Origin of the sequence: Sphingomonas sp. S6, from assembly GCF_043498045.1 — a bacterium.
Taxonomy (GTDB): domain Bacteria; phylum Pseudomonadota; class Alphaproteobacteria; order Sphingomonadales; family Sphingomonadaceae; genus Sphingomonas.
This window is the reverse complement of the sequence record NZ_JBIEOE010000004.1, coordinates 36,636-57,882: the sequence shown is the minus strand read 5'-3', so window position 1 is coordinate 57,882 and position 21,247 is coordinate 36,636. Positions and strand designations below refer to the sequence as shown.

Below are 21,247 nucleotides of genomic sequence, written 5' to 3'. Positions count from 1 at the left end.
GAGATCTACTTCGCGGCGCGTGGCGCAGCGGGAGGGGCGGGCGAGACCCCGGCGGCCCGGTGGGCTCCAGACCGAGCCCGGAGTGACGGGGTGGAAGGGGCTGGCGGTGCGATCGCACCATGAGCGGGTTCGTCGAGCTCGTCGCTGCGACCAATTATTCGTTCCTCGACGGCGCCAGCCATGCCGAAGACATGGTCGCACAGGCGATCACGCTCCGCCACGCCGGCATCGGTATCGCCGACCGTAACACCGTCGCTGGTGTGGTGCGCGCCTATGACGCGCTGAAACGCGCCGAAACCGGGCGGCTGGGTGCCGCCTTGCCACCCTTCGGCTTCACGCTGGCGGTCGGCACCCGTCTCGTCTTCGCGGATGGTACGCCCGACATCGTCGCCTATCCCGTCAACCGCACCGGTTGGGGACGGCTGACGCGGATCCTGACGACGGGCAATCTGCGGTCGGTGAAGGGCGATTGCCTGCTGGGACTGGGCGACCTCATCGCGCTGCATCGCGACCTGCTGCTGATCGTCCTGCCCGAAAGCAGTTCGCGTCCCGGGGTAGCAATCGATGAGGGTGAGCGTCCACCGCCGCGCAGCGATCCCAGCCTCGCCACGACGCTGAGGGCAGTCAAGCGGCTGGCACCCGACGGTGTCTGGCTGGGGGTCAGCATGGCCCGCCGCGGCCACGACCGCCGCCGCCTCCGCCGTTTGAGGGCCCTGGCCGAGGCGGTCGGCGTGCCGCTGCTAGCGACCACGGACGCGCTCTATGCGCAACGCGACGACCGGCCCTTGCACGACGTCGTGACGTGCATCCGCGAAGGCGTGACCATCGATACGGCCGGACGTCGCCTCGCGGCCAATGGCGAACGCCATCTGAAGGACGAAGCCGAGATGCGACGCCTGTTCCGCGACGCGCCCGAAGCGATCGACGAAAGCCTTCGCCTGCTGGGTCGCATCGGCTTCTCGCTCGACCAGTTGCGATACGAATATCCGCACGAGCCGGTGCCGGCGGGCTGGGACGCGCAGGCATGGCTGGAACATCTCGTCTGGCAGAATGCGCTCGACCGCTACGGGGATCGCGTTCCAGACCGTATCCTCACCCTGCTGTACGAAGAGTTCGACCTCATCCGGCGTCAGCAATATGCCTATTATTTCCTGACGGTGCATGACGTGGTGCGGTTCGCGCGCAGCTGTACCCCGCCGATCCTGTGTCAGGGGCGCGGGTCGGCGGCCAATTCGGTCGTCTGCTACCTGCTGGGCGTCACCTCGGTCGATCCGCTGAAATACGACCTGCTGTTTTCGCGCTTCGTATCCGAAGAACGCGGCGAGCCCCCCGACATCGACGTCGATTTCGAACACGAGCGGCGCGAGGAGGTGATGCAATATATCTATCGCCGCTACACCCGCGAACGCGCGGCGATCGCGGCGACCGTCATCCATTATCGCCCGCGCAGCACCGTGCGCGAGGTCGGCCGCGTGCTGGGGTTCAGCGAGGACGTGACGCAGCGACTGACCAGCACCGTCTGGGGCAGCTTTTCCGACCGCATGCCCGAACAGCGCTTCACCGAAACCGGGTTCGACCCCGCCAATCCCCGCCTGGCGCAGCTTGGCGACATGGTGTCGCGCCTGCTGCAATTTCCCCGCCATCTGTCGCAGCATGTCGGCGGCTTCGTACTGACGCAGGGGCGGCTCGACGAAATGGTGCCGATCCACAACGGCGGCATGAAGGACCGGACGTTCATCGAATGGGACAAGGACGACATCGACTGTCTGGGCCTGATGAAGGTCGACATCCTGGCGCTCGGCATGCTGACGTGCATCCGCAAAGCCTTCGACCTGATGGAGACGCATGGCCTGGGCCGCTACGCGCTGGACAGCCTGGCGACCGACGAGCATCCCGACGTCTATAAGATGCTGTGCAAGGGCGACAGCATCGGCGTGTTCCAGGTGGAAAGCCGCGCCCAGATCAACATGTTGCCGCGGCTGCGGCCGCAGGAATTCTACGATCTGGTCGTCCAGGTCGCGATCGTTCGGCCGGGCCCGATCGAGGGCGACATGGTCCATCCCTATCTGCGCCGCCGCACCAAGAAGGAGCCGGTCGATTTCCCCTCGCCATCGCCGCTGTACGGTCCGCCCGACGAGCTGTTTCAGCTTTTGAAGGCAACCTATGGCGTACCGTTGTTCCAGGAACAGGCGATGAAGCTGGCGATCGTCGCGGCCGGCTTCACCCCCGGCGAGGCGAATGAGCTGCGACGCGCGATGGCGACGTTCCGCAAGGTGGGCGGCATGGACAATTTCCAGGCCAAGCTGATCGGCGGGATGGTCCGGCGCGGCTATCCGCAGGAGTTCGCGGAACGCTGCTACAAGCAGATCGAAGGGTTCGGCAGCTACGGCTTTCCCGAGAGTCACGCGCTGTCGTTCGCGCGGCTGGTGTATGTGTCGTCGTGGATCAAATGCTTCCACCCGGCGGTGTTCGGCTGCGCGATCCTCAATTCGCAACCCATGGGTTTCTATGCGCCTGCGCAGCTGGTCGAGGACGCGCGCGCGCATGGCGTGGTGGTGCGGCCGATCGATGTGAATGCGAGCCAGTGGGACAATGTGCTTGAACGGACCGAGGATGGGGATTTCGCGATCCGGCTGGGGTTTCGGCAGATCGACGGATTTCGGCAGGATTGGGCGACGGCGCTGGTCGCGGCGCGGGGGGAAGTGCCCTTTGCGAGCGTCGAACAGGTCGCGGGCCGTGCGGGCCTGCCGACGCGGGGGCTGAACCTGCTCGCCGATGCGGATGCGTTCGGGTCGATCGCACTCCCCCGCCGTGCCGCCCTGTGGGACGTGCGGCGGACGCCGCCCAAACAGCTGGCGCTGTTCGCCGCGGCGGAGGCGCCCGAATTGCGCGAGGAGGCCGATCCGCCGCTGCCCGCAATGCCGATCAGCGAAGAGGTGGCGGCGGATTACCAGACGACGCGGCTGTCGCTGAAGGGCCATCCGATGCGATTCCTGCGGCCGCTGTTCGCCGCCGAAGGCGTGCTGTCGAGCGAGCAGGCGGCGCGGGCGAAGGACGGACGGCGCGCGCGCGTCGCCGGGGTGGTGCTGGTCCGCCAGCGGCCGGGCAAGGGCAATGCGATCTTCGTCACGATCGAGGACGAGACGGGCATCACCAACGCGCTGCTATGGGCGCGCGATTTCGAGGCGAACCGGCGCGCGATTATGGCGGCGCGACTATTGGTGCTGGAGGGCGTGATTCAGCGCAGCGAGGAGGGCGTTATCCATCTGATGACGGTCAAGGCCTATGACCGCACCGTGGAGCTTCGGCGGCTGTCGTCGGACTATGACGGCCAGATGCCGCTCGCGCCGGTGGACGAGGTGATTCGCCCCAAGCCGATCGCCGGCCAGGATCCGCGCGGGCGACATCCGCGTGACGTGCGCATCCTGCCCAAATCGCGGGACTTTCATTGAAGCTTTCCCGCCGCCCCACCCACTGCGTCACCCCGGACCGAGTCCAGGGGTGACGGAGAAAATCGGGCGGGCCGCCTTGCCGAACCCCTCGCACAACCAAAAGCCTTGGCGTCGGCGCTTGCCTGCCCCACATGGGCGCCAAGAATGGACGAAGGGAGCAAGACGTGGCCACGTTAGGACTGTCGCCAGCCGACAAGCAGGCGGTCGAGGATTTCCGCCGCGACGTCGTCGAACCGTCGATGACGTCCCTCGTCATCATCGATTTCTGGGCGGAATGGTGTGGACCGTGCAAGGCGCTGGGCCCCGTGCTGGACAAGGTCGCCGCGGCCTATGCCGACAAGGGCGTGGTGCTTGCCAAGGTCGATACCGACAAGAACCAGTTCATTGCCGCGCAATTCCAGATCAAGTCGATCCCGACCGTCTATGCGATGTTCCAGGGGCAGCTGGTCGCCGACCTGACCAGCGCGCGCACCGAATCGCAGCTGCGCACGATCCTGGACCAGTTGCTGAAGCAGCTGCCCATCCCGTCGGAGGCGGCCGATGCCGCCGCCGAGATCGAACCGCTGATCGCGATGGGCGAGGATGTGCTGGCGAGTGGCGATGCCGAGCGGGCGTTGTCGATCTTCGACCAGCTGTTCGAGATGGCGCGGGAGAATCCGGCCATCCTGTCGGGTCGTATTCGTGCGCTCGTCGCGGCGGGGCAGACCGATGAGGCACAGGCCGCGATCGACGCGCTGCCGGCCGACATCAAGGACGCGGGGATCGAGCGCGCCAAGGCGGCGCTCGCGCTCGCCCAGAGCGCGCCGCAGGGCGAGGACACCGCCGGCCTCGCCGCGGAGGTCGCCGCGCATCCTGACGATCACGAACGCCGCTTCGCCCTCGCCAATGCGCAGATGGCGGCGGGGGATCGCGATGCCGCGGCCGACAATCTGCTCCACATCGTCGCTGCCGAGCGCGATTGGAACGATGGCGCGGCACGCCAGCAGCTGCTCAAGCTGTTCGAGGTCGTCGGCCTGGTAGACCCCTGGGTGTCGGCACAGCGCCGCCGCCTGTCCGCGATCCTGTTCGGATGACGCAGGGCACCCGCCTGTCGATCTTTCCGCTGCCCGGGGCGCTGCTGTTCCCGGGCATGCACCTGCCGTTGCACATCTTCGAGCCGCGCTATCGGGCGATGGTGTCGGACGCGATGGCGCGCGACCGGCGGATCGGGATGATCCAGCCGCTGACGATGCCGGCGACGGTCGAGGAGCGGTCGGCGCTGTACGACATCGGCTGCGTCGGCAAGATCGCCGAGGTCGAGGCGTTGGACGACGGCCGATACAATCTGGTGCTGGAAGGCGTCGCGCTGTTCCGCGTGCTGCGCGAACTCGACGTGACGACGCCGTTCCGCCAGATCGAGGCGGAGCTGCTGCCGGTGCGCGCGGACGAAACGCTGTCGCTGGGCCGCCGATCGTCGCTGGAGCAGGAATCGCGCCGCTTTGCCGATGCGCAGGGTTATGCGGTCGACTGGGACGCGGTGGGGCGGCTGGACGACGAAAGTCTGGTCAACGGCATCGCGCAGATCGCGCCGTTCGACGCCGCGGCGAAGCAGGCCTTGCTCGAAGCGTCGGATATCGAATCGCGCGCGGAACTCATCATCCAGCTGATGCAATTCTTCGGCCGGCATGACGGCGACGAGCGGGTGACGCTGCAATGAGCGCCGGCATCGATCCCTGGCTGCTCGAACGGCTCGTCTGCCCGGTGACGCGCCAGCCGCTGCGCTATGACGAGGCCGCGCAGGAACTCGTGTCGGAGGCGGCGGGCCTCGCCTATCCGATCCGCGACGGCGTGCCGGTGATGCTGCCCGAGGAGGCGCGGCGGCTGTAGCCCGCCCGCCTTCATCTCCATCATTGCGCACCGGCCTGCGACGCACGATGTTGTTGCCATGAAAGCGGCGGTTACGGCGGTCCTCGGACCCACGAACACGGGCAAGACCCATCTCGCCGTCGAGCGGATGTGCGCGCACTCCAGCGGCATCATGGGCTTTCCGCTGCGGCTGCTGGCCCGCGAAGTGTACGACCGCGTCGTCAAGCTGAAGGGTGCCGATCAGGTCGCGCTGGTGACGGGCGAGGAAAAGATCGTCCCCCCGAATGCGCGCTGGCATTTGTGTACGGTCGAATCGATGCCGGAGACCGATGTCGCCTTCGTCGGGCTGGACGAGGCGCAGCTGGGAACAGACCCGGAGCGCGGGCACGTGTTCACCGATCGGCTGCTGCGGCGGCGCGGGCGCGAGGAGACGATGATCCTGGGCTCCGAAGCGCTTAGGCCTATGATTCGCGCGTTGGTGCCCGATGCCGAGATCATCGGCCGGCCGCGCTTTTCCAAGCTGACCTATGCGGGCGCCAAGAAGATCAGCCGCTTGCCGAAGCGCTCCGCGATCGTCGCGTTCAGCGCCGAGGAGGTCTATGCCGTCGCCGAAATGCTGCGGCGGCTGCGCGGCGGGGCCGCGGTGGTGATGGGCGCACTGTCCCCGCGCACCCGCAACGCGCAGGTCGCGATGTTCCAGGCGGGCGAGGTCGATTATCTCGTCGCGACCGATGCGATCGGCATGGGCCTCAACATGGACGTCGCGCACGTCGCCTTCGCCGGGCTCCACAAGTTCGACGGACGCCGCACCCGGCGGCTGACCGTCGCCGAGATGGCGCAGATCGCCGGTCGCGCCGGGCGGCACCAGCGCGATGGCACGTTCGGCGGCGTGACCGAAGAGGGGCCGGGCGCGTTCCTGCCCGAAGAGGTGTTCGCGATTGAGGAGCATCGCTTCCCCCCGATCGGTAATCTCTACTGGCGCAACGGCGAGCCCGATTTCACCAGCATCGACGCGCTGATCGCCAGTCTGGAGCGGCGTCCCGAACCGGGCGTGCTGCTCGCCGCGCCGCAGGCAACCGATCTTGCGGTGCTGAAGCGGCTGGCGGACGAAAGCTGGGTGCGCGACCGGGTGCGGTCGCCGGCGATGGTGAAGCGGCTGTGGGCCGCGTGCGGCCTGCCCGATTTCCGCAAATTGGGGCTCGATCCGCATGCGCGCTTCGTGTCGCGCGTCTTCACCTATCTGTCCGAAGGGCGCGGCGTCGTCCCCAATCAATGGTTCGCCGACGAGGTGGCACGGCTCGATACGATTTCGGGCGATGTCGAGACGATCGCCGGGCGAATCGCGGCGATCCGCAGCTGGGCCTATATCGCGCAGCGCCCCGACTGGCTCGCCGATCCCGCCGCGGGCGCCGATCGCGCCAAGGCGATCGAGGAACGGCTGTCCGACGGGCTGCACGCCAGCCTGACGCAGCGCTTCGTCGACAAGCGTACGACCGCGCTGATCCGTCAGATCGGTGCGGATGCCTCACTGCTGCCCGTGACGATCGGGCCGGAAGGCGAGGTGCTGGTCGAGGACCACCCGATCGGGCGGCTCGATGGATTCCGTTTCACCGTCGATCCGGCCGCGCGGGCTGCGGATCGTCGGCTGTTGCTCGCCGCGGCCGAGAAACGGCTCGTGACCGAGCGCGGGCGGCGTGGCGAGGCGCTGGCGGCGGCAGAGGATGCGGCGCTGACCCTCGTCGACGGCATGATCGTATGGAATGGGCATGGCGTCGCCAAGCTGATGCCGGGGCGTTCGCTGGCGCGGCCGCAGCTGGTGCTGGAGCGCGATCTCGATTGTCTGGCCAAGCCGCAGCGTGAGGCGGTGCAGGCGCGGCTGGTGCGCTGGTTCGACGCGATGCTCCGTCGGCACGTGCCGGCACTGATCGCGCTTGCCGATATGGCGCGCGATCCACAGGCGACGCCGGCGTTGCGGGTGGTTGCCGGCGAGCTTGAGGCGGCTGGCGGCCTTGCGCCCCGGATCGCCTTGCGCGAGGCGGTGGACGGCCTGTCGCCCGACGAACGCAAGCGGCTGCGCAAGGCGGGGGTGACGATCGGCGCGCTCGACCTGTTCGGTGCGCGGCTGCTCAAGCCCGGCGCGGCGCGCTGGCGGGCGGCGTTGTTGGGCGTGCGGGGGCCGGCACCGGTGCTGCCACGCGAAGGCGCGAGCGTGCTGGCCCGTGGCAGCCCGGGGGCGCAGGTCGTCAGTGGCTTTCGACCGCTGGGCGCACAGGCGGTGCGGCTCGACCTCGTCGAGCGGATCGCGCGCGCGGCACATGACGCGCGGCAGGGCAGGAAGCCCTTCGCCCCCGATCCGGCACTCGGCATTTCGATGGGGGTCGAGCCTGCGACGTTCGAACGGCTGATGGCAGAGCTCGGCTTTCGCAGCGTGCGCGGCGGCGAGGCGCCGACGTGGATCTGGCAAGGGCGCCGCACGGTCCGGCGTGAGTCGCGGCCCGCACCGCCTGCGACCGGCGCCTTTGCGGCACTCGCGGGTTGGAGCGGGCATGGTTGACGCGACGATGCGGCTTGACCGCTTCCTGTGGTTCGTGCGGCTCGCCAAGACGCGCGAGGCGGCGCAGGCGATCGCGTGCGATGGGCATTTGCGTATCGACGGCCGGCCGGTGGGACGCAGCGCGGCGCCGGTGCGCGTCGGCAACATCCTGACCTTCGCGCACCAGGGACGGGTCCGTGTGTTGCGCGTCGAGGCGCTGCCGCTGCGCCGCGGACCGGCACCCGAAGCGCAAGGCTGTTACCAGGAACTGGTTGCGAACGTATCGCAGACACCCGCGATCGATTGACGTGAGCCGGAACGCGGCATAGCAGCCTCGCGTTCGTACCCCGTTCTTCGCTCCATGGTTCACAGGGCGGAGATCGATCGCCCAAGGCCGCAAGGAAGCTCCATGACCTACGTCGTCACCGATGCCTGCATCCGCTGCAAGTATATGGATTGCGTCGAGGTGTGTCCGGTGGACTGCTTCTACGAGGGCGAGAACATGCTCGTCATCAACCCCAGCGAATGCATCGACTGCGGCGTGTGCGAGCCCGAATGCCCGGCCGAGGCGATCCTGCCCGATACCGAGAGCGGCCTGGAACAGTGGCTTGAGCTCAACACGACCTTCTCCGCGCAATGGCCCAACGTCACGCGCAAGCTCGATCAGACGCCGCCCGACGCGGACGCGATGAAGGGTGTCGAGGGCAAGTACGACAAATTCTTCTCGCCCGAGCCGGGTGCCGGCGACTGAGGTTGCGCGATTCCAGTGGGTTGAGCGAAGCTAAGCGACTCAACCGCGCTGGTAATTTTGTTGCGAGTGTGTTAAATGGGTCCACGACGGGCAGGATGAGTCATGCCCGATCAGGAGACACTCGTACCAACCATCCTCGTCGGTCCTGCCCAGCGGTTTTCCGCCATGGACCGTCCACGCGAGCGATGCGACCTTAGAAAGGCCCGTTCATGGCTGCCAAGGCATTGTCCTTCGATGTCGGTGATTACGTTGTTTATCCCAAGCACGGCGTCGGCCGTGTGATCGAACTGCAGAAGCAGGAGATCGCCGGAACCAGCCTGGAGCTGTACGTGCTCCGCTTCGAAAAAGAGCGCATGACGCTCCGCGTCCCCACCAACAAGGCCGAGTCGGTCGGCATGCGCAAGCTGTCGTCGGACAAGACGATGCGCGAGGCGATGGAAACGCTGAAGGGCAAGCCCAAGGTCAAGCGCACCATGTGGTCGCGCCGCGCGCAGGAATATGAAGCGAAGATCAACTCGGGCGACCTCGCGTCGATCGCCGAAGTGGTCCGCGACCTGTTCCGTGCCGACGACCAGCCCGAGCAGAGCTATTCGGAACGCCAGATCTTCGAAGCGGCATGCAGCCGCCTCGCGCGCGAACTCGCCGCGATGGAAGAGGTGGACGAGCTGAAGGCGCAGGAAAAGATCCTCGACATCCTGCGCGCCGCTGCGGCGATCTACAACAAGGACAAGGTGCCGGCGTAAGCCGTTCGCCGCGTGCAATCGAAGAGGGCGGCCCCGCAATGGGCCGCCCTTTTTCGTTGGCCGGTTTTCGTTGGCCGGGCGACGGAGCCGATGACGGCGGTGGTCCGATCGGTCTAGTGTTTACAAATGTAGGCAATGCGCTAGCATCCGGCCACACCACGTGAGGATGCCCGCCATGAACTATCTTGCGCTTGCCCTGATCCCGCTCGCCGCCACCGCTGCGATCGCCGCGGAACGCGACCGTGGCCCCGGTATCGCCGGGCAGCGGCAGGGTGAGGCGATGGTCTATCCGGTGCGCGATTTCGATGCGATCCGGCTGGGCGGGTCGGAACGTGTCGTCGTCCATATCGGCAATGGCTATAGCGTGCGGGCGGAGGGGCCGGCCGCGGCGTTCGCCAACTTCCGCATCGCGCGCGATGGATCGGCGCTGGTCGTCGGGCGGCGCTATGACGAGCGCCAGAGCAGCGCGATGGAGCGGCAGATCGTCGTCCACGTCACCATGCCCGCACTCCGCGCCGCCAGTATCGGTGGATCGGGCAGCCTGAACGCCGATCGCGCGGGCGGGGACCGGTTTTCGGCAGGCGTAGGCGGATCGGGATCGCTGCGCATCGACGCGCTCGATGCGCGGACCGCCGAATTCAACGTCGGCGGATCGGGGATGATCTCTGCCGCAGGAACGGTGGGCACGCTGGAGGCCAATGTCGGCGGTTCGGGCGGGATCGCCGCGACTGGTCTGCGCGCCTCCAAAGCACAGGTGTCGGTCGGTGGGTCGGGTACGGTCCGTGCCACCGTCAGCGGCCCGGCGCAGGTATCGATGGCGGGCAGCGGCATGGTCGATCTGGGGCCGCAGGCGCGCTGCACGGTCAGCGAGGTCGGCAGCGGCCGGGTACGCTGCGGCAACTGATCGCAGACGACTTGCGATGCCCCTCTATGTGTATTAATTAGGCAATACACATAGAGGGGACAGGCTATGCACCGGATTGCAATCGCGTTGATGGGAGCGGCATCGCTGACCGCCTGTTCGGTCGGCAGCGACGAGGGCAGCTCCGTGCCCGCGAGCGGCAGCGGACCGACCCGCACCTATGCGGTGGAGGGGTTCGACCGGATCGCGGTGGCAGGGGGCGACGATGTCGACGTGCGCGCCGGCACGGCCTTTTCCGTGCGCGCCGAGGGGCCGGCGGACGAACTCGACAAGCTGCGTATCGCGCATGATGGCCGTGACCTCGTCATCGGTCGCCAGAAGCGTGTCCTCGGCTTCGGCAGCGGCAAGGGCGTGAAAGTCTTCGTGACGCTGCCACGTCTGTCGGAAGCCAATATCGTCGGCTCCGGCACGATGACGGTCGACCGGATCGAAGGCACGACGTTCGAGGCGAATATCGCCGGATCGGGCGACCTGAATATCGCCGCGCTGACCACCGATGCGGCCGAAGTGAATATCGCCGGTGCGGGCACGTTGCGCGCCGGGGGGACGATCAAGCGGCTGGAGGTCAACGTCATGGGATCGGGCAGCCTCGATGCAGCGGGACTGCGCGTCGGCGAGGCGGACGTGACCGTCGCCGGATCGGGCAACGTCCGCGCCGCGGTCAGCGGGCGGGCGAAGGTGGAGCTGATGGGATCGGGCAACGTCGATCTGGGTGCGGCCGCGCAGTGCGACGTGTCGAAGAAGGGATCGGGTTCGGTCCGCTGCGGCCGATAACGCAGGCCCTTGCCGCCGCGTGGCGGCGGTGCGAGGCTGCGATCATGATCCGTCCCGTCTCCGCCCTGCTGGTCCTGTCGTTCCTCGCGCTGCCATCGGCGGCGAGCGCGGGGGAGCGGCGCGTGTCGATCGGCAGCTTCGATCGGTTGCGGGTGTTCGGCGCCTTTGAGGTAAGCGTGACGACGGGATCGCCGGGCGCAACGGTGGTGGGCGACGACGGCGCGATCGGGGACGTCGACATCCGCGTCGAGGGATCGACGCTGACGATCCGAACTGCCCGCGCTGGCACCTGGACCGAGCAGGATCGGGCGCGTCACACCACGCCGCTGCGCATCCTGTTGTCGACGCCGCGGTTAAGCGCGATCAGCGTGACGGGGGCCAGCAAAGTCTCGGCCGCCCAGTTGAAGGGCGCCAGTATCGATCTCGCCGCAATGGGCGCGGCAACGATCGGCGCGGCGTCGATCGATGGCGATCGCCTTGCCGCACAGCAGGTGGGTGACGGGCAGATCACGCTCGCCGGCCGCGCCGGCGCCGCGCGGCTGTTCGACGGCGGATCGGGGACGATCGATGCGCGGGCGCTCGATGCGGGCGACGTGGTCGTCCGTCTCGACGGACCGGGGACCGTGCGGGCGCGGGCGCGCTATACCGCGCAGGTGACGAGCACCGGCCTGGGCAGCGTCGAGGTCTCCGGCCGGCCGAAGTGCCGCGTCGTCGCGCCGGCCGGCGCTCCGGTCACCTGCGGCTGAGCCTTAGACGAAGCCCAGGTTCCAGCTCGACGCATTGTAATTGCCCATGTTGGGCAGCACCGTCGTCATATTGCCGCCGCTGACCCCGAACCAGTTCGCCAGCGTGGCGGCATATTGGTCGACCGAGATCGTCGGCAGCAGACGGCCCTGTCCCACGTCATCGGCGGTGTTATTGCCGATCGCAGGCGGGGTGCCATAGAAGCGCCGGCCCTTCACCGCACCGCCCAGCACGAAGTGATGGCTGCCCCAGCCATGGTCGGACCCGTCGTCGTTCGACTGCAACGTCCGTCCGAAATCGGACGCGGTGAAGCTCGTCACCTGATCCGCTACGCCGAGTGCGACGGTCGTATCGTAGAAGGCGCGCATCGCATCGGCGACCTTGCCCATCAGCCCGGGATGCTGTGCGACGAGATTGTCGTGCAGATCGAACCCGCCGATCGACACGAAGAACACCTGCCGCTTCGCCCCCAGCTGCGACGAGACCGAAATCAGCCGCGCCACCATCTTCAACTGGTCGGCGAGGCCGTTGTTGCCGGGGAATAGCGAGAAGCCACTGGCCGGCGCCCCGGCGAGCGCGCTGCTGACCTGCGAATAGGTGTCGAGCGCGCGCTTCGACACGCGGGCATGTTCGTCGGCGAACAGATTGCCGTTGCTGCCCGTCATCAGGCTGCGCAGCGTCGCCGCCGCGGCAGTCGATCCATAGAGCGAGGTCGCATTGTTGAGCAACGCGATCGGGCCGCCGGTGCCGATGGCATATTGCACCGCCGACTTGCCGGTCAGATACACCGCATTGCCGCTGGCATTGATGCAGGTCAGCGTCGCCGCGCCATTGCCCGACTGGAACAGGTCGCCCATTCGCCCACCCCAGCCGCTGGTCGCGCCTTCGGGGTTGGACGCCTGGAAATAGCTTTGCTGATCGTTGTGGCTGAAGAGCTTGGGCGGCAGCTTGACGCTATTCGCCTGATACTGTGCCTTGGTCGTCGGCTGCACGAGCGTGCCGACGTTGAGCGCAACCGCCAGCTTGCCGGCGTCGAACAGTGGCAGCAGCGATCCCATCGTCGGCGCCAGCGCATATTGCCGGCCGTTGGGCAGGCCGGTCGCCGGGTTGAGCAACGTACCGGCGAGCGATTCGCGGGTCAGTGCGATATTCGATCGTGCCGCCAGATATTTGGCATAGCTATCCGCGTCATAGGCGGCGAGCGTGTTGGCATAGTCCATGCCGCCGTACAGGAAGACGCAGACCAGCGCCTTGTAATCGGTCGCGGTCGCCGCCGCGGCTTCGCCGATCGCGGCGAGGCTGGTGACGAAGGGCGTGGCGACGCCGGCAAGCCCCAAAGCGGCAGAGCGCTTCAGAAAGGCACGGCGGGAGGAATCGCGGGTCGTGTCCATGATGCTCACCGCTGCGTCAGGAAGTCGGGGGAGGCGAGCGTCAGCAGCAAGGCGATGCCGACGCGGTTGGTCGCGGCGTTGGTCGCGGTGGTCGCGACGCTGTCCACCGCCGCGCGGATCGCGGTGATGGTGGCGCTGCTCAGCTGGCCGGCGGCCAGCACGACGTTGATCTCGTCGACCAATGCCGCGCTGTCGGATGCCTTGGCGGTCAGGTCGCTATAGTCGGGCTTCATGTCGCCGGTGCCGTTGGCGACCAGGCCTTGCATGTAGTTGACGTAGGCGACGACGCTCTGTTCGTTGGTGATCTGGAATTCGGGTGCGACAAGGCCGGCGTTGCTGATCCCGGTGGCGGGTGGCGCATAGCCGGGGCGGAAGAAATTGAAGACCGATCCGCTGCGTCCCATCGATTGGGCGAGCCGGGTGGATTGGCTGGACGTGTCGCCAAAGGCCCAGGCGTTCGACGCGGAGTTGATCTTGGCGAGCCGTGCCCAGGCGGTGAGCCGCATCACCGGCTCACGCAATTTGCCGGCGGTGGTGCCGGTCAATGCGTCGTCGCTGCGCGCCTCGGTATCGAGCAGAATGGCCTTGATCACGGCCTTCAGGTCGCCGCGCGTGCCCGAGCCGTTGTTGGCGAAGACCGACGCGACGCGGCCGACATAGGCGGGGCTGGGATTGCTGGTGACGAGCCGCTGGATCAGCTGTTTCGACACGAAGGGTGCGATGTTGGGATGCGCGAAGATGGCATCGAGCGCCTTGTCCACCGCGGCCGTGCCGCCGCCGCTGACGGTGGTGCCGAGGAAGGTGGCACTGCCCGTTTCGTTGATCGACGCGTTCATCAACAGCGGCTGGCGATAGCGATCGGGCGTCGTGCTGACGTTGCTCGCTAGGCTGAGGCCGGTGAACACGCGGGCGAGGCCGCTGACGTCGGCGGGGCCGTAGGTTTCCAGCGGCGTGCCGCCGTTCGTCTTGACGCTGCCGTCCATGTTGAGCTGGTACAAGCCCAGCGTGAACAGCTGCATCAGTTCGCGCGCGTAATTCTCGTCGGGCTGCGCGCCGGTGGTCGTATTCGCCTTGCGGTTGCCCAGGAAGGTGAGGAACGATCCCATCGCCGCATTGGTGGTGATCGCGCCCATCAGGGTCCGGTAATTGCCGAACGCATTGTCGAGCAGCACGTCGACATACGCGGCGGTGGCGAACTGCTTCCAGTTGAGGTTCACGCCGCCGATGCCGACGACGAGCATGTCGAGCAGCGCCATGCCGATCCGCTGGCGCAGCTGATCGGGCTCGACGATCATCTGCCGCCACATCGTCGCGTCGAAGCCGGTTTCGCTGTTGATGTTGGCGGCGACGTTATAGCCGTTGGCGTTCAGCCAGTCCCAATGCGACGTCGCGCGCGGCAAGGCGAACTGGTCGTCGATCCAGCCTTCGTAGCGGCGGCTGATGACCGTATCGATCATCGCGCGCGTCGCGCCCATCGTGGTCTGCGCGAGGAAGCGGCTCGCCTGGGTCGCGGTGATCGCGGTGGGCGTGACGACGACCGGTGTCGATGCGGTTGGTGTCGGCGTCGATCCGCCGCCTCCGCCACCGCAGGCTGCAAGCAGCACCGCAGGCGCGATCGCGCTGCCGATCTTCAGCGCGGCGGAAGCGCCCGTCGCTCCGCCCAGGGCGATCGGGAGCGTCGGCACATCGCCCGCCCCGGCTTCGCCCACGTCCTCCGGCGACGCCCCCGCGCCTGCCCGTTCCGTGTCCAGCATATGATCTTCGGTCCCCACCCCCGCGACGGCGGCACCCACCTGCCGACGTATCGAAGACACCGGCATCATACGTGTCAAAGTGTTAACAGATAAGCGGGGCGCAGCCTCGGGTCGCCGCATACAGGGCCGGATTGGTCGTAACCGTAACGAATTGGCCGGCTGATTGGGGGCTCTCTCACGCTGCCGAACTTGCTCGTCACCTCGGACTCGTTCCGGAGGCCGTTGTACTGATGAGCGCCCGCTACATGCTGCGAGGCGGAGCCAGATCCGGTGACGGCGATCGGCAAAAGAAAGCCCCGGAGGGGCGCTCCGGGGCTTTGTCTGTCATCGGTGACCGGTCACGGGGTACATCCCGTAAGCCTGTCGCCGCGGAGGCGGGGATCGATCGCGGCGGCGCCGCACCGGTCGAGGTCGGTGTGTGCGGCGTTCGCCGTATCGGTAGGTAGCCGCAACTACCCACCTCACACCGTCAGTCGATCTTCGGCAGCGTCTCGAACTGATGGTACGGCGGCGGCGAGGACAGGGTCCATTCCAGCGTCGTGGCACCTTCGCCCCAGGGATTGTCCGGCGCCTTCGGACCCGCGATCAGCGAATAGATCACGTTGACGAAGAAGATCGCCATGCCCGCGGCCATGATCTCATAGCCGTGCGTCGCCAGCGCATTGTAGGTCGCATAGGCATCCGGATAGTCCGGATAGCGACGCGGCATGCCCTGCAGGCCCAGGAAGTGCATCGGGAAGAACAGCACGTTCACGCCGACGAAGAACACCCAGAAGTGCGCTTGGCCGAGGAACTCGTTGTACATCTTCCCGAACATCTTCGGGAACCAGTAATAGAAGCCGGCGAACAGGCCGAACACCGCACCGAGGCTCAGCACGTAGTGGAAGTGCGCCACCACGTAATAGGTGTCCTGCATGTAATCATCGATGCCGCCGTTGGCGAGCACGACACCGGTGACGCCGCCGACGGTGAACATGAAGATGAAGCCGATCGCCCAGACCATCGGCGTCTTGAAGGTCAGCGAACCGCCCCACATCGTCGCGATCCAGCTGAAGATCTTGATGCCGGTCGGCACCGCGATCACCATCGTCGCGGCGGTGAAGTACATCTTCACGTTCACGCTGAGGCCGGTGACGAACATGTGGTGCGCCCAGACGACGAAGCCGACGACGCCGATCGCAACCATGGCGTAGGCCATGCCGAGATAGCCGAAGACAGGCTTGCGGCTGAAGGTCGCGATGATCTGGCTGACGATGCCGAAGCCCGGCAGGATCATGATGTACACTTCGGGGTGGCCGAAGAACCAGAACAGATGCTGGTACAGGATCGGGTCACCGCCGCCGGCCGGATCGAAGAAGGTCGTGCCGAAGTTGCGATCGGTCAACAGCATGGTGATCGCTGCGGCCAGCACCGGCAGCGAGAGCAGCAGCAGGAAGGCGGTGACGAGCACCGACCACACGAACAGCGGCATCTTGTGCAGCGTCATGCCGGGTGCGCGCATGTTAAAGATGGTGGTGATGAAGTTGATTGCGCCCAAAATCGAGCTGGCACCGGCGAGGTGGAGCGACAGGATCGCCATGTCCACCGACGGTCCGGGTTCGCCATAGGTCGACAGCGGAGCATAGACCGTCCAGCCGGTGCCGGCGCCGCCGAAGAAGGGCGAGGCGAGCAACAGGGTGAACGCCGGGATGAGCAGCCAGAAGCTGACGTTGTTCATCCGCGGGAAGGCCATGTCGGGCGCGCCGATCATGATCGGCACGAACCAGTTGCCGAAGCCGCCGATCATCGCCGGCATCACCATGAAGAACACCATGATCAGGCCGTGCGCGGTGATCAGCACGTTCCACAGATGAAGCGCGTGGTCGAGGCCGCCGTCGCCGCCGGGCAGGAAGTTCGCCCAACCGACCAGATACTGGATGCCCGGCTGTGCAAGCTCTGCGCGCATCAGGCCGGAAATCGCGCCACCGATGATCCCCGCGACGATCGCGAAGATCAGGTACAAGGTGCCGATGTCCTTGTGGTTGGTCGACATGAACCAGCGGGCGAAGAAGCCCGGCTTGTGGTCCGCGTCATGGTGCGCGTGATCGTCGTGCGCGACGAAGGCGTTGGGGTGAAGGGCGGTATCGGTCATCTTACTGTCCCGCGTTGCCGGTGGCCGGGTTGCCGGTCGCACCCTGCGAGGTGGTGGGGGCGGCGGTCGTCGCGTTGGTGACCGGGCCGGTGGCGGCGTCGGTATCCTTGGCTTCCGCCTGTTTGGTCGCCGATCCTTCGGCGCCCGGCTGCGGGATCACCTTGTCGGACGGCGCCCTGGTGCCGGGCATCGTGCCGCCCTTGGCCTTCACCCAGGCGGCGAACTGCGCGGGCGACACCGCCTCGACGGCGATCGGCATGAAGGCGTGGCGCGCGCCGCACAATTCGGAACACTGGCCGAAGTACAGGCCGGGTTCCTTGATCGTGAAGCTCGTCTCGTTGAGGCGGCCGGGCACCGCGTCCAGCTTGATCCAGAAGGCGGGGACCGCCCAGCTGTGGATCACGTCCTGCGAGGTGGTGATCAGGCGGATCGGCACGCCGACGGGGAGCACGATGCGATTGTCGACCGCGAGCAGGCGGGGACCGTCGGCATCGGTGCGGAACCGCTCGCCCTTGGCGACCTGGTCCTTTTCCTTGAGCATGTTGGCGGTGACTTCGAACCCGCCGTTGTCCGGATATTGATACGACCAATACCATTGGTTGCCGATCGCCTTCAGCGTCACCGCGCCGGCCGGAGCCGGCTTGAACTGCGCCTGCAGCAGGCCGATCGAGGGCACGGCGATCAGCACCAGGATGATGACCGGCGCCAGCGTCCAGATCACCTCGATCGCGGTGTTATGGCTGGTCTTCGACGGCACGGGATTGGCGGCGTGGCGATAGCGGATGACCACCCAGATGAGCAGCAGCAGCACCAGCACGCTGATCGCGACGATCAGCGGCAGCAGGATCGAATCGTGGAACCAGTGGGCGAACTGCCCATTGGTCGTCACCTGCGGCTGCAGGCCGATGCGGCCGGCGACCGGGTGGCCGACGCCGGGCTTGGCGGTCATCACCGGCGCACCGTCCATCGCGAGCGCGGCCGATTCCGGCGCCGCCGGAGCGGTCGCGTTGGCGGTGGTGGGGGCGATATTGGACACGCCCGCCGGGGCAGCGGCCCCTTGCGGAGCGGGCGACGCGGGGGCCTGCGCCACGGCGCTCGCCCCCAGGCCGGTCAGCGCCAGCCCCGCGGCCAGCACGATTCCCTTGAACCTCATGCGCATGCGTGTCGTCACCCCGTTCAGTTCCCTCGCCCGCCCGGCAACGGGCCGTTATGGGCACACGAATGCACCCCTTTTGCCACGGCTATACGCGGCAGGGCGCCCCGCCTCAAGCGTTACCCCCATGTTTATGGTGGCCGGGCGCTTGAGGGGGCGGGGCGGAGTTCCTATGAGCGCCGCGCAAGGGTTTCCTGTTCGGGACGAATGACGATGACCGACGACGACGTGCTGGCCGAATTCCGCGCCGCGGACGCGCTGCTCGAAGGGCATTTCATCCTGTCGTCGGGCCTGCGCAGCTCGCGCTATCTGCAATGCGCCCGCGTGCTGATGGACCCGCGCCGCGGCGCCCGCCTGTCCGACGCGCTGGTGCAGCGCATTCCCGCCGAGCTGAAGGCGCGGATCAGCGCGGTCGTCAGCCCCGCGATGGGTGGCGTGATCGCGGGTCACGAGATGGCCCGCGCGCTGGGCGTCGAGGCGATGTTCGTCGAACGCCCGACTGGCACGTTCGAACTGCGCCGCGGCTTCCGCCTGGAGCCGGGCCAGGAGGTGTTGATGATGGAAGACGTCGTCACCACGGGCCTGTCGAGCCGCGAGGCGATCGCCGCGATCGAGGCGGCGGGCGGCCGGGTGATCGCCATGGCCTCGCTGGTCGACCGTTCGGGTGGCAAGGCGGCGTTCGATGTCCCCTTCTTCCCGCTGATCCGGCTCGATGTGCCGACCTACCAGCCCGACGCGCTGCCGCCCGAACTGGCGGCGATCCCGGCGATCAAGCCGGGGAGCCGTGCGGCATGACCCGCGACCTGCGGCTGGGCGTCAACATCGATCACGTCGCGACGGTGCGCAACGCGCGCGGGTCCGGCTATCCCGATCCGGTGCGAGCGGCGCTGCTGGCAGTCGAGGCGGGGGCGGACGGCATTACCGCGCACCTGCGCGAGGATCGCCGGCACATCACCGACGACGATATCGCGCGGCTCGCGACCGGCCTGACCGTGCCGCTCAACCTGGAGATGGCGGCGACCGACGAGATGCTCGCGATCGCGCTGAAGCACCGTCCGCACGCCGCGTGCATCGTACCCGAGAAGCGCGAGGAGCGTACGACCGAGGGTGGGATCGATGCCGCAGGGCAGTTCGACCGGCTCAGCCCGATCGTCGCGCAATTGCGCGAGGCGGGGGTGCGCGTCTCGCTGTTCATCGAGCCCGATGCAGCGCAGATCGACGCTGCGATCCGCCTCGGCGCGCCGGTCGTCGAGCTGCACACCGGCCGCTACGCCGAACTGGACGGCGAAGCGCGCACCGCGGAGCTGCGCCGCCTGTCCGACGCCGCGGCGCTGGCGGCGAAGAACGGGATCGAAGTGCATGCGGGCCATGGCCTGACCTTCGACAATGTCGGACCCATCGCGGCGATCCCGCAGGTGCGCGAGCTCAACATCGGTCATTTCCTGATCGGCGAGGCGCTGTTCGTCGGCCTCGACGGCGCCGTGCGGCGGATGCGCGACGAGATGGACGCGGCTCGTGGGTGAGATGCACCCCATTCCTCTCCGCGCGCAGCGCGGGGAGGGGGACCGTCGCGCAGCGGTGTTGGAGGGGCCGGCGACGCCGGTGCTCCGCACCGCCCCTCCACCACCGATCTGCGATCGGCGGTCCCCCTCCCCGCGCTGTGCGCAGGGAGGAATGGGGTCGTGATCGTCGGCCTGGGTTCGGACCTGTGCAATATCGAGCGGATCCAGCAGTCGCTCGACCGGTTCGGGGATCGCTTCGAAACCCGCGTCTTCACCGATGCCGAGCGCGCGCGGGCCGCAAAGCGGCCGTTCACCAAGGCCGGGACACTCGCCAAGCGCTTCGCTGCCAAGGAGGCGTTTTCGAAAGCGGTCGGCACGGGCTTCAAGGCGGGTGTGTTCATGAAGGACATCGGCGTCGTCAATGCGCCGTCCGGGGCACCGACACTCGCACTGACCGGCGGTGCGAAGGACAGGCTTGACGCCATGATCCCCGAGGGCCACCTCGCCAAGGTACATCTGACCCTGACCGACGATCATCCCTGGGCGCAGGCCTTTGTGATCATCGAGGCGATCCCGGACCCCAGAGCATGAAGGAAGCGGTGTTGGACGGTAACGAGTCCGCTCAGAATGGGACGGTAGCGCCGCCGCCTGCCGAGGCGTCGCCCAAGAAGACGACCGATTGGTGGGGCGAGGTGAAGGGTATCTTCTGGCTCATCCTGATCGTGCTCGGCTTCCACAGCTTCGTCGCCAAGCCTTTCTATATCCCGAGCGAATCGATGCTGCCCGGCTTGCGCGTCGGCGATCGGCTGGTGGTGTCGAAATTCGCCTATGGCTGGTCGTTCGTGTCGCCGACGATCCCCAACCCGGTGGCGATCTTCAAGGGTCTGGTGCTGCGCCGGAATGAGGAAAGCTGGAGCGTCGGCCTGCCATTCATCCACGGCCGCCTGTTCGGCAGCCTGCCGACGCGCGGCGATGTCGTCATCGTCACGCCGCCGGGCACGCAGAACGATTACATCAAGCGCGTCATCGGCCTGCCCGGTGACACGCTGGCGGTGCGGGGCGGCACGGTGATCCTGAACGGCAAGCCGATCCAGCGCGGGCCGCTCCATTATGTCGACATTCCGGTCGACACCAACAGCCCGTGTAGCGAGACCGATTATTATGGCGCCAAGCGGCCTGCGCCGGGCGGCAAGGGCGAGGTATGCCACCTGCCGATCGTCACCGAGACGCTGCCGAACGGCCGCCATTACGACACCGTCGATCTGGAACCCGACAGCCCCGGCGACAATTATGGCCCGGTGACCATCCCGGCCAATCACGTCTTCCTGATGGGCGACAATCGCGATCGATCGGCGGACAGCCGGTTCCCGCTGACCCAATTGGGTCTGGGCGGGCCGGTGCCGTATGAGAATCTCGGCGGCCGCGCGGAATTCCTGACCTTCAGCCTCGACGGCGACTCAACGCTCAATCCGCTGACCTGGTGGGGATCGCTGCGCCCGGGCCGGGCCGGCCTGTCGCTCCATCCTGCCCAGACCCACTGACGTAAGGACCA

Annotated in this window: 19 protein-coding genes; 15 read left to right on the top strand and 4 right to left on the bottom strand. The window is 67.3% G+C overall.

All coding sequences use genetic code 11. The features are described from left to right. The first annotated feature begins 119 nt into the window (after positions 1-119). From ACGVWT_RS08000 to ACGVWT_RS07950, 11 genes are all read left to right on the top strand, one after another. On the top strand, positions 120-3,452 hold the full coding sequence (locus tag ACGVWT_RS08000; protein ID WP_315460992.1) for an error-prone DNA polymerase: 3,333 nt from the start codon (positions 120-122) through the stop codon (positions 3,450-3,452). A 164-nt stretch (positions 3,453-3,616) separates the two neighbouring features. Next, positions 3,617-4,525: a tetratricopeptide repeat protein gene (locus ACGVWT_RS07995; protein WP_315471943.1), complete on the top strand. Its 909-nt coding sequence runs from the start codon at positions 3,617-3,619 to the stop codon at positions 4,523-4,525. Beyond that, positions 4,522-5,148: an LON peptidase substrate-binding domain-containing protein gene (locus ACGVWT_RS07990; RefSeq protein ID WP_241890527.1), complete on the top strand. Its 627-nt coding sequence runs from the start codon at positions 4,522-4,524 to the stop codon at positions 5,146-5,148. The genes ACGVWT_RS07995 and ACGVWT_RS07990 overlap by 4 nt, the downstream gene beginning before the upstream one ends. Beyond that, the gene (locus tag ACGVWT_RS07985) at positions 5,145-5,318 is read left to right on the top strand and encodes a Trm112 family protein (RefSeq protein ID WP_315460993.1); all 174 of its coding nucleotides are present in this window, start codon (positions 5,145-5,147) and stop codon (positions 5,316-5,318) included. The genes ACGVWT_RS07990 and ACGVWT_RS07985 overlap by 4 nt, the downstream gene beginning before the upstream one ends. A gap of 58 nt (positions 5,319-5,376) precedes the next feature. Continuing rightward, positions 5,377-7,851 (top strand): helicase-related protein, encoded by a 2,475-nt coding sequence (locus ACGVWT_RS07980; RefSeq protein WP_315460994.1) that lies wholly within the window; start codon positions 5,377-5,379, stop codon positions 7,849-7,851. Next, complete coding sequence (locus tag ACGVWT_RS07975) at positions 7,844-8,137, top strand: RNA-binding S4 domain-containing protein (protein ID WP_116460124.1); 294 nt, start codon at positions 7,844-7,846, stop codon at positions 8,135-8,137. Before ACGVWT_RS07980 ends, ACGVWT_RS07975 begins: the two co-directional genes overlap by 8 nt. A 102-nt stretch (positions 8,138-8,239) precedes the next feature. Continuing rightward, positions 8,240-8,581 (top strand): ferredoxin FdxA, encoded by a 342-nt coding sequence (fdxA, locus tag ACGVWT_RS07970; RefSeq protein ID WP_017980629.1) that lies wholly within the window; start codon positions 8,240-8,242, stop codon positions 8,579-8,581. Between the two features lie 209 nt (positions 8,582-8,790). Next, the gene (locus ACGVWT_RS07965) at positions 8,791-9,324 is read left to right on the top strand and encodes a CarD family transcriptional regulator (protein WP_017980630.1); all 534 of its coding nucleotides are present in this window, start codon (positions 8,791-8,793) and stop codon (positions 9,322-9,324) included. A gap of 175 nt (positions 9,325-9,499) precedes the next feature. Beyond that, entirely contained in the window at positions 9,500-10,228 is a 729-nt protein-coding gene (locus ACGVWT_RS07960; RefSeq protein ID WP_315460995.1) for a GIN domain-containing protein, read from the top strand. Between the two features lie 66 nt (positions 10,229-10,294). Then, the gene (locus ACGVWT_RS07955) at positions 10,295-11,020 is read left to right on the top strand and encodes a head GIN domain-containing protein (RefSeq protein ID WP_315460996.1); all 726 of its coding nucleotides are present in this window, start codon (positions 10,295-10,297) and stop codon (positions 11,018-11,020) included. 44 nt (positions 11,021-11,064) lie between these two features. After that, a complete protein-coding gene (locus ACGVWT_RS07950) occupies positions 11,065-11,766 on the top strand; it encodes a GIN domain-containing protein (protein ID WP_315460997.1) in 702 nt (233 codons plus the stop codon). 3 nt (positions 11,767-11,769) lie between these two features. Here ACGVWT_RS07950 and ACGVWT_RS07945 read toward each other — a convergent pair whose 3' ends face one another. The 4 genes from ACGVWT_RS07945 to coxB all read right to left on the bottom strand — a co-directional run bounded on the left by ACGVWT_RS07945 (position 11,770) and on the right by coxB (position 18,193). Continuing rightward, positions 11,770-13,155 carry a DUF1501 domain-containing protein gene (locus ACGVWT_RS07945; RefSeq protein ID WP_315460998.1) on the bottom strand — a complete coding sequence of 462 codons (1,386 nt, stop codon included), beginning with the start codon at positions 13,153-13,155 and terminating at the stop codon, positions 11,770-11,772. A 5-nt stretch (positions 13,156-13,160) separates the two neighbouring features. Next, positions 13,161-14,909, bottom strand: a complete 1,749-nt coding sequence (locus ACGVWT_RS07940; protein ID WP_315460999.1) for a DUF1800 domain-containing protein — start codon at positions 14,907-14,909, stop codon at positions 13,161-13,163. Positions 14,910-15,378: 469 nt separating this feature from the next. Next, entirely contained in the window at positions 15,379-17,040 is a 1,662-nt protein-coding gene (ctaD, locus tag ACGVWT_RS07935; RefSeq protein ID WP_043061152.1) for a cytochrome c oxidase subunit I, read from the bottom strand. 1 nt (position 17,041) lies between these two features. Next, positions 17,042-18,193 (bottom strand): cytochrome c oxidase subunit II, encoded by a 1,152-nt coding sequence (gene coxB / locus ACGVWT_RS07930; protein WP_394425895.1) that lies wholly within the window; start codon positions 18,191-18,193, stop codon positions 17,042-17,044. 213 nt (positions 18,194-18,406) lie between these two features. Between coxB and pyrE the strand changes: the two genes are divergently transcribed. The 4 genes from pyrE (at position 18,407) to lepB (ending at position 21,236) form a co-directional block, all read left to right on the top strand. Continuing rightward, the gene (gene pyrE / locus ACGVWT_RS07925) at positions 18,407-18,988 is read left to right on the top strand and encodes an orotate phosphoribosyltransferase (RefSeq protein ID WP_053111651.1); all 582 of its coding nucleotides are present in this window, start codon (positions 18,407-18,409) and stop codon (positions 18,986-18,988) included. Then, the gene (locus ACGVWT_RS07920) at positions 18,985-19,716 is read left to right on the top strand and encodes a pyridoxine 5'-phosphate synthase (protein WP_315461001.1); all 732 of its coding nucleotides are present in this window, start codon (positions 18,985-18,987) and stop codon (positions 19,714-19,716) included. Before pyrE ends, ACGVWT_RS07920 begins: the two co-directional genes overlap by 4 nt. Before the next feature lie 159 nt (positions 19,717-19,875). Next, positions 19,876-20,286: a holo-ACP synthase gene (gene acpS, locus ACGVWT_RS07915; protein WP_116460118.1), complete on the top strand. Its 411-nt coding sequence runs from the start codon at positions 19,876-19,878 to the stop codon at positions 20,284-20,286. Further along, complete coding sequence (lepB, locus tag ACGVWT_RS07910) at positions 20,283-21,236, top strand: signal peptidase I (protein ID WP_315461002.1); 954 nt, start codon at positions 20,283-20,285, stop codon at positions 21,234-21,236. Before acpS ends, lepB begins: the two co-directional genes overlap by 4 nt. Positions 21,237-21,247: the final 11 nt, after the last annotated feature.